Annotated in this window: 14 protein-coding genes and 1 pseudogene; 9 read left to right on the forward strand and 6 right to left on the reverse strand. The window is 60.5% G+C overall.

The window, feature by feature from the left end:
- Nucleotide 1 precedes the first annotated feature (1 nt).
- From AB1462_RS17940 to AB1462_RS17955, 4 genes and pseudogenes are all read right to left on the reverse strand, one after another.
- Nucleotides 2–1,324: an OprD family porin gene (locus tag AB1462_RS17940; RefSeq protein WP_367247528.1), complete on the reverse strand. Its 1,323-nt coding sequence runs from the start codon at nucleotides 1,322–1,324 to the stop codon at nucleotides 2–4.
- Nucleotides 1,325–1,701: 377 nt separating this feature from the next.
- Nucleotides 1,702–2,571, reverse strand: coding sequence for an oxaloacetate decarboxylase (locus AB1462_RS17945; protein ID WP_367247529.1), 870 nt, complete (start codon nucleotides 2,569–2,571; stop codon nucleotides 1,702–1,704).
- A gap of 153 nt (nucleotides 2,572–2,724) precedes the next feature.
- Nucleotides 2,725–2,985: a diguanylate cyclase gene (locus AB1462_RS17950; protein WP_315336288.1), complete on the reverse strand. Its 261-nt coding sequence runs from the start codon at nucleotides 2,983–2,985 to the stop codon at nucleotides 2,725–2,727.
- Nucleotides 2,979–3,074, reverse strand: a pseudogene (locus AB1462_RS17955) (sensor domain-containing diguanylate cyclase); the annotation flags it as partial. The pseudogene AB1462_RS17955 and the gene AB1462_RS17950, both read right to left, overlap by 7 nt.
- Nucleotides 3,075–3,261: 187 nt before the next feature.
- Between AB1462_RS17955 and AB1462_RS17960 the strand changes: the two are divergent.
- The 3 genes from AB1462_RS17960 (at nucleotide 3,262) to AB1462_RS17970 (ending at nucleotide 5,508) form a co-directional block, all read left to right on the forward strand.
- Nucleotides 3,262–4,176 carry a universal stress protein gene (locus AB1462_RS17960; protein WP_367247530.1) on the forward strand — a complete coding sequence of 305 codons (915 nt, stop codon included), beginning with the start codon at nucleotides 3,262–3,264 and terminating at the stop codon, nucleotides 4,174–4,176.
- Nucleotides 4,177–4,217: 41 nt separating this feature from the next.
- Nucleotides 4,218–5,138, forward strand: coding sequence for a universal stress protein (locus AB1462_RS17965; RefSeq protein ID WP_090404210.1), 921 nt, complete (start codon nucleotides 4,218–4,220; stop codon nucleotides 5,136–5,138).
- A gap of 115 nt (nucleotides 5,139–5,253) precedes the next feature.
- Nucleotides 5,254–5,508: an Lpp/OprI family alanine-zipper lipoprotein gene (locus tag AB1462_RS17970; RefSeq protein ID WP_090404208.1), complete on the forward strand. Its 255-nt coding sequence runs from the start codon at nucleotides 5,254–5,256 to the stop codon at nucleotides 5,506–5,508.
- A gap of 110 nt (nucleotides 5,509–5,618) precedes the next feature.
- Here AB1462_RS17970 and fnr read toward each other — a convergent pair whose 3' ends face one another.
- Nucleotides 5,619–6,359, reverse strand: a complete 741-nt coding sequence (gene fnr, locus AB1462_RS17975; RefSeq protein ID WP_090409977.1) for a fumarate/nitrate reduction transcriptional regulator Fnr — start codon at nucleotides 6,357–6,359, stop codon at nucleotides 5,619–5,621.
- 530 nt (nucleotides 6,360–6,889) lie between these two features.
- Here fnr and AB1462_RS17980 point away from each other — a divergent pair.
- Nucleotides 6,890–7,810, forward strand: coding sequence for a universal stress protein (locus tag AB1462_RS17980; RefSeq protein ID WP_090404206.1), 921 nt, complete (start codon nucleotides 6,890–6,892; stop codon nucleotides 7,808–7,810).
- A gap of 113 nt (nucleotides 7,811–7,923) precedes the next feature.
- Nucleotides 7,924–8,604 (forward strand): BON domain-containing protein, encoded by a 681-nt coding sequence (locus tag AB1462_RS17985; RefSeq protein WP_259194753.1) that lies wholly within the window; start codon nucleotides 7,924–7,926, stop codon nucleotides 8,602–8,604.
- Here the strand turns inward: AB1462_RS17985 and AB1462_RS17990 are convergent.
- Nucleotides 8,576–9,265 (reverse strand): response regulator transcription factor, encoded by a 690-nt coding sequence (locus tag AB1462_RS17990; RefSeq protein ID WP_090404203.1) that lies wholly within the window; start codon nucleotides 9,263–9,265, stop codon nucleotides 8,576–8,578. The genes AB1462_RS17985 and AB1462_RS17990 overlap by 29 nt on opposite strands.
- Nucleotides 9,266–9,531: 266 nt before the next feature.
- Here AB1462_RS17990 and AB1462_RS17995 point away from each other — a divergent pair, with 266 nt between their 5' ends.
- From AB1462_RS17995 to AB1462_RS18010, 4 genes are all read left to right on the forward strand, one after another.
- The gene (locus AB1462_RS17995; RefSeq protein ID WP_090404202.1) at nucleotides 9,532–10,914 is read left to right on the forward strand and encodes an NAD-dependent succinate-semialdehyde dehydrogenase; all 1,383 of its coding nucleotides are present in this window, start codon (nucleotides 9,532–9,534) and stop codon (nucleotides 10,912–10,914) included.
- Between the two features lie 63 nt (nucleotides 10,915–10,977).
- On the forward strand, nucleotides 10,978–12,093 hold the full coding sequence (locus AB1462_RS18000; protein ID WP_146371510.1) for an NAD(P) transhydrogenase subunit alpha: 1,116 nt from the start codon (nucleotides 10,978–10,980) through the stop codon (nucleotides 12,091–12,093).
- Complete coding sequence (locus AB1462_RS18005; RefSeq protein ID WP_090404200.1) at nucleotides 12,090–12,431, forward strand: NAD(P) transhydrogenase subunit alpha; 342 nt, start codon at nucleotides 12,090–12,092, stop codon at nucleotides 12,429–12,431. Before AB1462_RS18000 ends, AB1462_RS18005 begins: the two co-directional genes overlap by 4 nt.
- Before the next feature lie 9 nt (nucleotides 12,432–12,440).
- Nucleotides 12,441–13,877, forward strand: a complete 1,437-nt coding sequence (locus AB1462_RS18010) for an NAD(P)(+) transhydrogenase (Re/Si-specific) subunit beta (RefSeq protein ID WP_090404198.1) — start codon at nucleotides 12,441–12,443, stop codon at nucleotides 13,875–13,877.
- Nucleotides 13,878–13,938 lie beyond the last annotated feature (61 nt).

Below are 13,938 nucleotides of genomic sequence, written 5' to 3' on the forward strand. Positions count from 1 at the left end.
CTTACAGCAAGGTGAACGGGTAGTCGACGATCACCCGCAGCTCATTCAAGTCGCCATCGCGCTGGTCAGCATTGGACGACACGATGGCATCACGCACGCGCAATGACAGGTTTTTCGCCGGGCCGCTCTGGATCACGTATTTGGCCTCCACGTCCGTCTCGTGGTGGGCGCCGTCGGCACCGTAATCGCCGGCATAAGCGCTGTTGACCGGCGTGTGGGTGCCGTCGATGTCCGAACCGTTGATGTAACGGGTCATGAAACTCAACCCCGGTACGCCATAGCTGGCCATGTTCAAGTCATAACGAATCCCCCACGACTGCTCGCCCGGGCCGTTGAAGTCGCCCCACTGCACCGAGTTGGCCAGGAACACCGAATCGCCGCCTTCACCTGCGCCGTTGTTGCCCGTGCCGATGTAGTCAAAGGGCGTATCGCCGTGGACCTTCTGGAACGACAGCGTCAGCGTGTGCGCCTGCAAGAACGAATAGGCCGCCGCCACCGAGTAGGTGGTGTTGTTGATCGCACCAGCCTTGGCGCTGCCGGTGTCGAGGGTGCGGTACAGGTTGCCGTCCAGGGCCAGCGATTGCTCATGGGGCAGGGCGATGACGTAGTTCAGGTTGGTGTAGTACTGGCGCCAGATGTCTTCCAGTTCGCCGGCATACAGCGTCGCGCTCAGTGACGGGGTAAAGGTGTATTTGCCGCCGATAAAGCTCGCACTGTTGGCCGCCACATTGGCGTAGGTGGCATAGATGTCATGGTCATGGTTGCTGGTCATGCCACTGTTGGTGCTGGTGAAGTGGCCGGCTTCCAGGTCCAGGCCCGCGATTTCACTGCTGGTGAGATCAAAACCGGTGGCGGTCTGCGGCAGCAGTCGGGTGCCGCCGGTAGCGAAGACCGGCGCGGTGGGCTGCATGTCACCGAACTTCAACTGGGTCTTGGATAGTTTGATTTTCACCGCCGCGCCCACGGAGCCATAGGCATTCTCGGGATCGCCATGGCGATCGGTGGGCAGGTTGCCGGTGCCGGCGTCCTGGTGCGTGGCGTCCAGCTTCAGCCCGCCGTAAGCATAGGCATCCACGCCGAAACCGAAGGTGCCCTGGGTGAAGCCAGAGGCATAGTTGAGCATCGCCCCTTGCGTCCAGTCGCGGTTGTCGGCCTTGCCGCTCTCGCGATTGCGGTCCATGTAGTAGTTACGCAACAAGCCGGTAACGCTGCTGCCGCCGATAAAGCCCTTGGAGTCGGCCTGGTCCGTGACGGACTCGGCAAACGCCACGGGGCTGATACTGGCGCACACCGCCAACGCCAACAGGCTCCACTGTTTAATCATGTTATTAACTTCCCCGGAATAATGAACGCGCACAGAAACGCCGCACTGTTTGATAGGCGTACACGCTTGTATGGGCAGAGTTTTAAAGTGAGGCGTTACGGTTTTTTATTGTCTTCGACGGGTTTGTCGAGGTTGATTCCAGTCAGAGTTTGCGCGGCCTGCAGCCCTGCTGGGGATGAAACTCGATTAATAAAGCTTCACGATTTTTAATCGCGCAGGGGAGTAGCGTGGGGCCTGTCTTAGCCGCTCTGCTTCGACACCATCCTTTGGTTGCCGCCGCAGATAGTGCGGCGGATTTTTTCGTGGGCGGTGTTTCAGTCGGCGGCGTAGTTGAACGTATTTAGGGGAGGGGAGGACGGGGTTCACCGCTGATGACGCTACTCTTTTACATCCATGAACTCTTTAGCCCACGCCACGTAACTCTCTGGCAACGTGTAGGTGTGGGTCAGCTCGGTAGCACTGAGGTTCGATGTGCTGTGGGTCAACTGGCGCTGGGCACGCAGGCTGTCGTAGGTGGCCTTGATCGCCGCAAAATACGCGCCATGGCCGGCCACCACCACGCGCACGCCCAGGCTGGCCAGGCGTTGAGCGTCATGGAGCTTGGGGTTGCCGTAGGTGACCAGCATCAGCGGCACCGTGAGGTGTTCGGCGATTTTTTCCAGGTGCTCGAAATCACTGACGCCGACCATGCAAATCCCATCGGCACCGGCCTTCTGATAGGCCAGGGTGCGCTCGATAACCGCTTCAGTCGGCAACACACCGGCGTTGGTGCGGGCGATGATCGACAGTTCAGGATCGACTCGAGCCTCCAAGGCGGCGCGGACCTTGCCGATACCTTCCTCGATGGAAATCAGGTCGGTGGACTTACGCCCGAATTGCGCCGGCAGCAGCGTGTCTTCAATCGTGAGCGCGGCCACACCGGCGCGCTCCAGTTCTTCGACGGTACGCATCACGTTCAGGGCGTTGCCGTAGCCGTGGTCGGCGTCGGCAATGAACGGCAACTGGGCGACGCGGCCAATGCGGGTGGCCTGCTCAACGAACTCACTCAGCGTGATCAACGCAAAGTCGGGCGCTGCCAGTACCTGCAACGAGGCCACGGAGCCGCCCAGGATACCGACTTCGAAGCCCAGGTCGGCGGCGATACGTGCCGACATAGGGTCGAACACCGACGCGGTTTCAACGCAGGTTGGCGTTGCAAACAGCTCACGAAAATTGCGACGAAGCGCTGAGTGGGACTTTTTTGGCATGATCTTTCCTGGTTGGGGCCATTGTCGACTGACGATCAATGCCTATTCATAGTCGCAGCAGATTAACACGCCGCAAAACAGAGGATTATGACGTTTGAGCATGAGGTATGCGCGTAACACATACCCTGGGCCACGCTACGAGGTGACCGTTATTCAATCGGCAGGCCGGTTGAGCAAGCTGAAACGGCAGGTGCCGCCCCCGAGTCGTTTGGCCTGGTACATCGCATTGTCCGCCTGCTCCAGCAGTTGCTCGACGTTCTGGCCATCCCCGGGAAATCGGCTGATGCCGACGCTGATGTGCGTGCGCAGGCGCTGGGCGTCAACTGGCGACCCGAAGACATCAAATGAGGGGTCTTGCCGACCAGTTCCGGCTTGGAGTAGCCGCTGAGCAGGCAAAACGCTTTGTTGATCCACACGATGCAACCAGTCCTCTCGGTGATCAGTACCGGGTTCGTTGCCGCGTCCAGTGCCCGCATCAACAGTTGCTGCTCATCTTCGATCATGTTCCCTCCGACGGCGCAGGTGAGGCTGCAGGCCTTGATTCAGGCTAGTTGCAAGGCACCGGTGGCCTGTTGACGAAAGTCAACTTTTTGCCGGCTCAAGCTGACAAAGATCAACTGGCCGCCGCTGCGCACGGCTCAATCTGAAGGCCAATTCACGGATTGAGATGGCCACGTGCCGAGGTGCCCCATGTTGCAGACTCCGCGTTTACTGTTGATTGCCCCTCCCACCATGACCCGTACGCCGGCGTTCGAGCGTGCCGCTGCGTTGGCACATGCGATGCAACTGCCGCTGCACATCGTGGCGTTCAATTATTTGCAGGCCCTGGCCATCGCCGGCCTGTTCGCGCCGGACCAGATTGACCGTGCGCGGGAAGGGTACCTGGACACCCATCGACACTGGCTCACCGCACAGGCCGACTCGATGAACAAGCACGGGCTGGAGGTCACCAGCGAGGTGGTGTGGGTGCATCACCCCTATGAGGAAATCCTGCATTTCGTCAACGAGATGTCGCTGGCCCTGATTATCAAGGATGCCGAGGACGTACCGGCGTTGAAACGGGTGTTCTTCACGCCCCTGGATTGGCAACTGCTGCGCGACTGCCCTGTGCCGGTGCACTTGGTCACCGATGCACGGCATCCGCTGCCCCGCAAGGTGTTGGCGATCGTCGATGTGTTGCGCAGCGAGGAGCAGGACCTGGTGTTCAATGACCAGATTGTCGAGACGGCAGCCAAGCTGGCCTCCCAGTGCAATGCACAGCTGGACCTGCTGCACGTATACGACTGGGCGGCGGTGTATGCCAAAGACATGGGCTATGGCGCTGTACCCTTGGTTTCCGGGCTCTATGAGGCGCTGAACGAAGCGCAGCATGAGGCATTCGCCAGTTTGGCCGAACGCCAGGGGATTGCCGTCGAACAACGGCATTTTATCGAAGGGGTGCCGCTGTGGAATATCTGCAACTTTGCGCATGACCATCAGATCGACGTCATCGTCATGGGCACCGTGCAGCACGCCGGGTTGAACAAACTGCTGGGCACCACCGCCGAAAGCCTGCTGCACAATGCGCCTTGCAGTATGTGGGCAATCAAACCTGCGCGTGGTTGACGCCGGCCGGTAGCCCCGAGCGGGCCTTGAAGAGGTGTGAAATGAGTCAATACCAACGTCTGCTGTTGATTGCCGACCGCACGCTGTATCACTCCCCGGCGCTGTTACGCGCGGTGGCGCTGGCCAAGGCGTGTGACGCGAGCCTCCATGTGCGGGCGTTTATCGAGCCCGCACCGATTATTCATTTGTGGGAGCAGCGCGTCGACGAGGCGGCCTACCAGGACTACCTGCGCCGATATCGCCATTGGCTGGCCGAAGAACTTCAGCGCCACGGCGGGAACGGGCTGCGGGTGACGGTTGAACTGATATTCACCACCCACCCCATGCTGGACATCCTGCGCACCATCGCCGACTTGAATCCGGATCTGGTGATCAAGGACGTCAACGCCGAACCCATGCTCAAGCGCGTGTTCATCACGCCGCTCGACTGCCAGCTGTTGCGTGAGTGCACAACACCGTTGCACCTGGTGAGCCAGGCCCGTTACGGCTTGCCCCATCGCGTGGTGGCCGCTGTTGACCCGTTCGATCCCGACACACAGATCAGCGGCCTGAACGACGCCATCATCCAGCACGCCTTGGCCCTGGCCTTGCAATGCGACGCGCCGTTGCATCTGCTGCATGCCTACGACCTGTCCCCGGCGTTCAATGGCGACGCACCGAGGGGCATGGGCGGTTGGAACCTGGATTTTTCCGAAGAACTGCACGAGTCCCTGCATCAGTCATTCGTCATCTTGGCCGACCGTTATGGCGTTCCGCCGGAGCGGCGGCACTTTGTGATGGGGCAACCGGTGCCGGTGATCCAGGCGTTTGTCGAAGAGTTCCTGGCCGATGTGGTGGTCATGGGCACAGCGCATCGGGTCGGGCTTGAACGGCTGATCGGCAGCAACACCGAACGGGCCCTGTATTCGGTAGCGGGCAGCATTTTGGCCATCCGGCAACCACGCAGCAGCCTCAACAGCTGAAGGGGCCGCACGCCTGCGTATTTGTTGACAAAGGTCAGCAGCACAGAGGCCCGGCGTCAGATACTGGACGCGTATTTTTTCTTATTGTTTACAACCAATACTTGAGGGAAAAACCATGAACAACTACCTGTCCGTTTCACTGCTGGCGCTCGCGCTGGCAACGTCTGCCGGTTGCAGTCATCAAGCCGCCAAGGAGTTTGATGCGCGTCTGGATGCGGCAGAAAACACCGCCTCCACGGCGCGTCTGCGCGCTGATGAAGCCTATCTGAAGGCCGATCAAGCGGCGGCGCTGGCCGCACAGGCGCAACGCACGGCTGACGAAGCCAATGAGCGGGCGATTCGCATGCTCACCAAAGCGAGCAGAAAATAACCGGCGCAGCCCTTATGGAACAAGGGCTGCGCTTGCGGCCGCTCGGGGTGTCAGCACGAGCGGCCGCAACGAGTAGGTAAGTAGGTAAGTAGGTGAATAACACGGCGAGGCTAGAGGGGACGATCACACCCTGCGACCAGCCGCTCGAGGCGGTCCAGGTCCTGGATCGTGACGTTGCGGCCGACGATGTGCGCCAGTTTCTGGTCGCGCAGGTGGGCAATGCCACGGCAGATGGTTTCCAGGCGCAAGCCCAGATAGGAACCGATTTCCTCGCGACGCATTTTCAACACAAAGTGCCTGGCCGAATACCCACGGTTGCTGAAACGCTGCGACAGGTTCATCAGAAAGGCCATCAGGCGCTCATCCGAATTCATGTTGCCCATCAGCATCAGTAAAGTGTGATCCCGTACGATTTCACGGCTCAGCAGGCGACTTAAGTTGTGCTGCAGCGACGGCAGGTTCCGGGCCAGGTTCTCCAAATGAGCGAAGTGGATAGGGCACACCTCGCTGTCCTCCAGTGCAATCGCCGTGCAGGCATGCACGTCGGCGCTGATGGCATCCAGACCGAGCATATCTCCGGGTATTTGAAAGCCGGTGACTTGTTCGCGGCCATCGACAGACACTAGACCGGTCTTGAATGAGCCGATTCTTACCGCGTAGAGCGAGCGCAGCGGCTCTCCGGCACGGTACAGCGCCGCGCCTTTTTTGACTTTGAGCCGTTGAGTGACCAGCTTATCGAAGTGGGCCATCTCGCGATCATCGAGGCCGATCGCCAGGCACAGCGCCGACACACTGCAGTTGGAACACTTGGTCTTGACCGGGCCCCCAGGCTGAGCGCGTGGTTCAGGCATGAGATGAGGCAGCGTCGAGTTACTGACCGGATACAGAAGTTGGGCCGTCATGTGTGCGCTCCATCCAGGCTTGCGCCTGAGCAATGAACGAACGGGAAACTGCGTCGCGTGCGCCTTTTCTGGACATCCCCGATTCCGAGTTCTATTGAACTTCAGCGCTGGCGCGAAGACTTGACGTACATCAAATCTTGGGCGGCTAAGGCTTCCAGAATCGATGAATGACCCTTTGTGGCTGGCTTGGCACGGCCGTGAACGATTTCGGATGACCGACCACGAATGGCCGGTCAGTGGGTTCTACGCCCGCACCACGAAAGATCATTGAGCTACATCAACAAGGGTCGAGGGATCCGAGGTCGATTCGCTGATTGCGTGAAAACCTGTCTTAAGTTGACAAAAGTCAGACTTCGCCGTGCATGGCGCCAGATACTGTCACGACGATTTATCAGTTGGATTAGCTGAAAAGGGGCATCGCACTTGACAGACAGCGGGTAGCGGTCATGCGCTTAAGCGATTCCAGGCCGAGGTACGTGATGCTCGAACTCAAACGGATTCTATTGATTGCACCCTCCGAGATGACCCGCACGCCGGCCTTTGACCGGGCTCATGCACTGGCCCTCGCCTCCGGTGCGTTGTTGCAAATCGTGGCATTTGATTATGTAACCCCCTTGGAGCTGGCTGGCCTGCTTGACCACGACGCCATCTCACAGGCCCGGGAGGGCTACCTGCAGATTCACCGCCACTGGCTGGAGCAGCAAATACGCTTTCAACGGCGCGCGGGGTTGCAGGTAACCAGTGAGGTGGTCTGGGCCAAGCAGAGCCTGGCGCAGGTGCTGGCGTATGTGAACGACTTCCACCCCGACTTGGTGATCAAGGACGTGCAGCATATTTCGGCCCTTGAACGTACCTTCCATCGGCCGTTGGATTGGCTGTTGTTACGCGAGTGTCCGGCTTGCCTGCACCTGGTGACCGACGCCCGGCACCCAAAGCCGTTGAAGGTGCTGGCGGCCATCGACTTGTCGCATCTTGAAGACCTGACCTATGGGCTCAACGAGCGAATCCTCGAACTGGCGTCGACCTTGGCGCGGGCCTGCGATGCCCAGTTGCACCTGCTGAATGTGAGCAACTGGTCGGTGGTGGGGGATACCCTGACAAGTGTGCCTATCCAGAGCCTGGACAGCCATTTGGGCGAAGCGGTCAACGATGCTCAGGTGGAAGCCTTCGAGGCGCTCGCCGAACGCTATGACATCGAGAAGGCACACCAGCATGTGCTGGCCGGTATTCCGCATAAGGTGGTCAGTCTGTTCGCACAGCGTAACGCCTTCGATATGGTGGTGCTGGGTACGACCTATCACCGGCGGCTCGACCGGATGATCGGCAGCACCGCCGAGAGCGTGCTGAACCACACCGCGTGCAGTTTGATGATCGTCAAGCCGGCGGATTGGGTGGGCTGAAGCAGGCCATGCGGCCATTGACCTCAGGATAAGTATTTTCCGACCTGCTGGGGCGTGTCACAACCAGATACGCTTTGGCCGATCGAGACGTTTGGAATTCAAATGGAGTTTTTATGAATACCGATGAAACGCTTAGACAGCGGGTGATGGAAGAACTGAACTGGGACCTGGCATTGAAAGCCGACCAGATTCTGGTTCAAGTGTCCGACGGCATCGTGACGCTCTCCGGTAACGTGGCCAGTCATGCCGAGCGCTGGCACACCGAGCAGGCGGTGGCCCATGTCGCCGGCGTGGTGGACCTGATCAACGACATCAATGTCGTGCTGCCCTCCAGCCATATGCGCACCGACAGTGATCTTATGGCGGCTGCGGTTGCGGCGTTGCAATCGAACACCTCACTGGCAGACCACCGTGTCAAAGTCAGTGTGAAGGACGGTTGGCTGGAACTCAGTGGCGAAGTTGACTCCGACCATCAGCGCCAGACAGCCGGCTATGCCATGCGGTATTTGCAGGGCATCAAGGGGGTCAGTAACGACATCGTCGTCAAGTCCCATGCCTCTGCAGACACCATCAAGACCGACATCGAGTCCGCGTTTCGACGCAAGGCCATCATCGATGCCCATGGTATCGATGTGCGAGTGGAGGGCGGGGACGTCACGTTGAACGGCGTTGTCGGCTCGCTGCCTGAACGCGAGATGGCGCGCTTGACGGCCGCCGGCACTGCCGGCGTGCTCAAGGTGGTCGATAATCTGGTGGTTGCCCCCGCTAGCCAAACGCGCAGCGATTCGGCCTGACGTCGCGGGCTGCCAGGGCAATGCGCGCCAGTTCGGGAATCGACCTGGCGTGAGTCCTGCTCATGATCGACGCCCTGTGCTTTTCCACCGTGCGCTGGCTGATGCCCAAGTCCACCGCGATATTTTTGCTGGGGTGGCCGTCCAGGACCATCCCCAGGATCTGGCGCTGGCGCGCTGTCAGGTGACTGATATGGTCGATGGCGGCCCTGCGCAGCGCCTTGTTGCCCTCGTTTTCGGTTTGACCGGCCAAGGCTGTTGCCACGCTGGCCATCAGTTGCCGATAAGCGAATGGCTTTTCAATGAAGTCGCACACTCCGGCCTTCATCGCCGCAACGACATCGGCCACCCGGCTGTTGCCGCTGATCATGAGAATCGGCAGATCGTCACCCTGCGCCCTGAGACAGCCAACCACCTCAATTGCGCGGGTGCCAGGAAGGCAGGTGTCAATGATCAGGCAGCCCTGCGGCTCGCCGGTGTAGCTGTCGAGAAACTCGTCAGCGCTTGCGTACTGCCGTACCCCATAACCTTCGCAGGTTAATGCCGCACACAGGTGGCGGCGCAACACCGCATCCTCGTCCACTACATGAACGACCGAGTCGCTCATCTGATCAATTCTGTGCAATCGCTCATCGCCATGCGACATGGATTGGTTCACTTGCATGATTCACCCTCCCGACAAGACGTGATTTCCCAGGGCCAGCGGCGCAATCCTAGGCGGTTTGCCAGGCGTATTAATTGATCTATGTAAGTATTTTCCGAATTTCAGGGCACTTGGCGGCACGCCATGAAGCGCTGAGGCATGCGTAGATTCCGACGCTAGTCACCTGCCCGAATTAAGCCCAACGTAATCCTGGTTTTGAAGTGGCGCTGCGGCTGAATACAGTCCGATTGCGTTGAATGACTCACTCTCATTGGAAGGCAACCGTTATGGCTTATACGACGATCAATCCATACAACGGCGAGTTGCTCGCACAATTCGATACCCTCACGACGGAGCAGCTGGAGCACAAATTGGCCACGGCGGCGCAGTGCTACGCGACGTGGAAGACCAAGACGTATGCCCAGCGTGCGACGATCATCGCGAAGGCCGGCGAATTGATGCATCAGCGCTGCGATGCACTGGCCCGTAAGATCACCCTGGAAATGGGTAAACGCATTAACGAGGCCAGGGGTGAAGTCAAGTTCAGCGCCGATATCATGGCGTATTACGCCAATAACGCCGAGCGCTTCCTGGCCCCGCAATCCCTTGAGCCGACGCAGGGCGAAGCGCATATGGAGAGCAGCCCCATCGGCGTGGTGTTTGGCGTCGAACCGTGGAACTTTCCGTTCTATCAGTTGGCTCGCGTTGCAGGTCCGCACTTGATGGCAGGCAACGTGCTGGTGATCAAACATGCCGGTTGTGTGCCTCAATGCGCAATCGCCTTCGAGCAGGTCCTGCTCGAGGCGGGTGCGCCCGCTGGGCTCTATACCAACCTGCTGATTTCCCATGAACAATCCCGGCAGGTGGTGGATGACCCACGTGTGCGTGGGGTGGCCCTGACCGGCAGCGTTGCCGCTGGCCGCAGCCTGGCCGCGTGGGCGGGGCAGAACCTGAAACCTTCCTCGATGGAGCTGGGGGGCAGCGATGCATTCATCGTGCTGGAAGACGCTGACCTGGACCTGGCGATCAAATGGGCGATTTGGGGGCGCATGTATAACTGCGGGCAGACGTGCTGCGCGGCCAAACGCTTTATCGTCGTCGAGTCATTGGCCGATGCCTTCCTGGACGGATTCAAGGCTGGGCTTGCGGCCTTGAAGCCGGGTGACCCTATGGAGGAAACCACCACCCTGGGCCCGCTGTCCTCGGAGGCTGCCTTATTGCAATTGCTCGGTCAGGTCCAGACGGCAACGGCTCACGGCGCCAGCGTGGTGCTGGGGGGCGGGCGCATTGATCGCGCCGGTGCGTTCATGACGCCGACCATCCTGACCGATATTGCCCCCGAGAACCCGGCTTTCCGCGACGAGTTCTTCGGCCCTGTGGCGCTGTTTTTCCGGGTCAAGGACGAAGAGGCCGCAATCGCGTTGGCCAACGATTCCGATTTTGGCCTGGGTGGCTCGGTGTTTACCCGCGATGTCGAGCGGGGGCGGCGTGTGGCAAGTCGCATCGAGACCGGCATGATGTTTATCAACAACATCAGTTGGAGCGACGCCGAGCTGCCCTTCGGCGGCATCAAGGATTCCGGCTACGGCCGCGAGCTGGGCGACATGGGCATCCAGCAGTTCGTCAACAAGAAACTCGTGCGTTACGTGAAGGCTCAGGCGCCGCTCTGACACCTGATCCCGTACACATCCCGAGTGCCCGTGCAGACGCGGGCACCTTCCAAGGAGCGCGCGATGTACGTCAATGTGGCTGTGATGAAGGAAACCCACGCGCACGAGCGGCGAGTGGCGCTGGTGCCGGCCCTGTGTGCGAAGTTGTGTGCCTTGGGCGCAAAACTGCACATGCAAGCGGGGGCGGGCGAGGCCAGTTTTCTGCCGGACGCTGCTTACCCGGACACGGTGTTTGTGTCCGGTAACGGACACTGGCTGCACGAAGCCGATGTGGTACTGGCCGTGCAGCCGCCGTCCCTGGAGGTGGTCGGCAAGATGAAACCGGGCTCGGTGCTCCTGTGTTTTGTGTATGCACAGAAGAACCCGGCCCTGGTGCAACGTTTGCTGGAGCGCCAGGTCACGTGTTTTGCGATGGAACGCCTACCGCGTACCACGCGGGCCCAATCGATGGATGCGCTCTCCAGTCAATCGGCGTTGTCCGGTTACTACGCAGTGCAACTGGGCTCGGTGCACATGTCTCGTATCCTGCCGAAGGTCACTACCGCCGCAGGCATTGTCGGGCCGGCGCGGGTGTTGGTCATGGGGTTGGGGGTGGCGGGGCTGGAAGCCATCGCCACCGCGCACCGTCTGGGCGCGGTGGTCGAGGGCTACGATGTGCGCCCGGAAACCGCCGAACAGGCCAGGTCCCTGGGCGCGACTTTTGTCGATGTGGGGGTCGATGCGCGTGGCAAAGGCGGGTATGCGCGGGAGTTGAACGACGCAGAGAAAGATCGGGTGGCGAAGGTACTCACCGAGCACCTTCAACAGGCCGACCTGGTCATCACGACGGCGGCGGTGCCAGGCCGGCCGTCACCGCGCCTGGTCAGCGCCGCACAGCTTGCGGGGATGAAACCTGGCGCGGTGATTGTCGACCTGGGCGCCGAAGGCGGTGGTAATTGCGAAGGCTGCGTCCCTGGGCAGACGGTCATGATCGGCCAGGTCACGCTGTTGGCGCCGTTGAACCTGCCCTCATCCTTGAGCCAGGACGCCAGCCTGTTGTATGCGAAAAACCAGTTCAACCTGTTGGCGCTGATCTTGAAAAACAATGTCATCAGCATCGATTGGGACGATCAGATCCTCGCGCAAACGGCACTCACCCACGCCGGCAAGCTTGTGCCTGCCTTGGAGGCGACTTCATGAACAGCGTCGGTTTGCTCGGACTTTATATCTTCATGCTCGCCGCGTTTGCCGGCTGGGTCATCATCGGCCGGGTCCCGGCCATTCTGCACACGCCGTTGATGTCAGGCTCGAATTTCATCCACGGCATCGTGGTGATCGGCGGCCTGATCGGGCTGCTCGATGCGGCAACGGTGCCCGAGCAGGTGGCGGGGTTTGTCGCGGTGCTGCTCGGCGCGGGGAATGCGGCGGGCGGGTATGCCGTGACGGGCCGGATGCTCGCGATGTTCCAGCCCAGCGCGCCAGAACCCAAACGGCGTAAAGCCCATCACTCCACCACCAGAAAGCCTGAGAAGGCCTGAGGTTCGATCATGCTGATCATGACGTCGCAATGGCTGATAGGGCTGGTGTATGTGCTCGCGGCTTTTTTGTTGATTTTCGGGTTGTGGCGGATGTCTTCGCCCGTCACCGCGTCCGGGGGCATTCATGTCGCCGGCTGGGGGATGGGCGCTGCGGTCATCGTCAGCTTTCTGTACGTGTTGACCGTGAGCGAGGCGGCAAGGCCGCACCTGCCGGTCAACGTCAGCCTGGCGCTGTTGGCCTTGTTGCTGGGCGGTGGCGCCGCCTGGTGGAGCGGGCGTAAAGCGGCCATGACCGCCATGCCGCAGATGGTCGCGTTGTACAACGGCATGGGCGGTGGTGCTGCTGCCGCGATTGCCGCCATGGAGCTGTTCGGCGGGCGGGTCGTCGACCTGGCGGCATTGGCCGGCACCTTGTTGGGCGCGTTGATCGGCGCGGTGTCGTTATCGGGCTCCTTGATTGCCTGGGCCAAGTTGGACGGGCGCCTCAACAAACCCTTGCGTCTGAAGGGCCTGCAACTGATTAACGCGCTGCTGATGCTGGTGACCCTCGGTGCCGGGGCCTGGTTGATGATCGCCCTGCAGGCTGCTGACGGCGCATCAGGCCAACTGCTGGGGTTGATCGCGGTGTTCTTCGGCTGTGCGTTGCTGTTCGGCGTATTGATGACGTTGCCCATCGGCGGCGCCGATATGCCCGTAGTGATTTCCATCTATAACGCCTTTACCGGCCTGGCCGTCGGCCTTGAGGGTTTTGTGTTGCAGGTCCCGGCCATGATGATTGCCGGCATGCTGGTGGGCGCCGCTGGCGTGCTGCTGACCCTGCTGATGGCCAAAGCCATGAACCGCTCGGTGGCCCACGTGCTGTTCGCGCGTTTCGGCGACCAGCCCACACGCAAAGGTGCAGCGATCGTCGGTGAGCTCAAGCCGACGGCCGCAAGCGATGCGGGTGTGGCCATGCGTTACGCCAATACCGTCATCATCGTGCCGGGCTATGGCCTGGCCGTCGCACAGGGCCAGCAAAAGCTCTATGAACTCGTCAAGTTATTGCAGGCGCACGGCGTGCTGGTGCGCTTTGCGGTGCACCCGGTGGCGGGGCGCATGCCGGGGCAGATGGACGTGTTACTGGCAGAGGCTGGCGTGCCCTACGACCTGATTTTCCAGCTGGACGACATCAATACCGACTTCCCCAGCACGGATATGGTGCTGGTGATCGGCGCCAACGACGTGGTCAACCCGGCGGCGCGCACGGACAAAGCCTCACCGATCTATGGCATGCCAATCCTGGATGTCGACAAGGCGCATCATGTGTACGTGGTCAAGCGCGGGGAGGGCAAGGGGTATGCCGGTATCCAGAACCCGCTGTTTTACGCAGAGAACTGCAACATGGTGTACGGCGATGCGCAGGCTGTCCTGGTCAAAATGATCGAGGCCGTCAGAGGGCTGGGTTAACGATTTTTCGGGACTGACCCGGCATTCGCCAGGCCAGCGAGCACCATCTGCAAGAGGGACG

Origin of the sequence: Pseudomonas sp. SB113 (genome assembly GCF_040754745.1) — a bacterium.
Taxonomy (GTDB): Bacteria; Pseudomonadota; Gammaproteobacteria; order Pseudomonadales; family Pseudomonadaceae; genus Aquipseudomonas; species Aquipseudomonas grimontii.

Excerpts from the sequence above, each read along its gene's own strand:
- AB1462_RS18010 (WP_090404198.1), top strand. The coding sequence starts at position 12,441 with ATGCTGATCATGACGTCGCAATGGCTGATAGGGCTGGTGTATGTGCTC.
- AB1462_RS17980 (WP_090404206.1), top strand. The coding sequence starts at position 6,890 with ATGCTCGAACTCAAACGGATTCTATTGATTGCACCCTCCGAGATGACC.
- AB1462_RS18005 (WP_090404200.1), top strand. The coding sequence starts at position 12,090 with ATGAACAGCGTCGGTTTGCTCGGACTTTATATCTTCATGCTCGCCGCG.
- AB1462_RS17960 (WP_367247530.1), top strand. The coding sequence starts at position 3,262 with ATGTTGCAGACTCCGCGTTTACTGTTGATTGCCCCTCCCACCATGACC.
- AB1462_RS17970 (WP_090404208.1), top strand. The coding sequence starts at position 5,254 with ATGAACAACTACCTGTCCGTTTCACTGCTGGCGCTCGCGCTGGCAACG.
- AB1462_RS18000 (WP_146371510.1), top strand. The coding sequence starts at position 10,978 with ATGTACGTCAATGTGGCTGTGATGAAGGAAACCCACGCGCACGAGCGG.
- AB1462_RS17965 (WP_090404210.1), top strand. The coding sequence starts at position 4,218 with ATGAGTCAATACCAACGTCTGCTGTTGATTGCCGACCGCACGCTGTAT.
- AB1462_RS17990 (WP_090404203.1), bottom strand. The coding sequence starts at position 9,265 with ATGCAAGTGAACCAATCCATGTCGCATGGCGATGAGCGATTGCACAGA.
- fnr (WP_090409977.1), bottom strand. The coding sequence starts at position 6,359 with ATGCCTGAACCACGCGCTCAGCCTGGGGGCCCGGTCAAGACCAAGTGT.
- AB1462_RS17940 (WP_367247528.1), bottom strand. The coding sequence starts at position 1,324 with ATGATTAAACAGTGGAGCCTGTTGGCGTTGGCGGTGTGCGCCAGTATC.
- AB1462_RS17995 (WP_090404202.1), top strand. The coding sequence starts at position 9,532 with ATGGCTTATACGACGATCAATCCATACAACGGCGAGTTGCTCGCACAA.
- AB1462_RS17985 (WP_259194753.1), top strand. The coding sequence starts at position 7,924 with ATGAATACCGATGAAACGCTTAGACAGCGGGTGATGGAAGAACTGAAC.
- AB1462_RS17945 (WP_367247529.1), bottom strand. The coding sequence starts at position 2,571 with ATGCCAAAAAAGTCCCACTCAGCGCTTCGTCGCAATTTTCGTGAGCTG.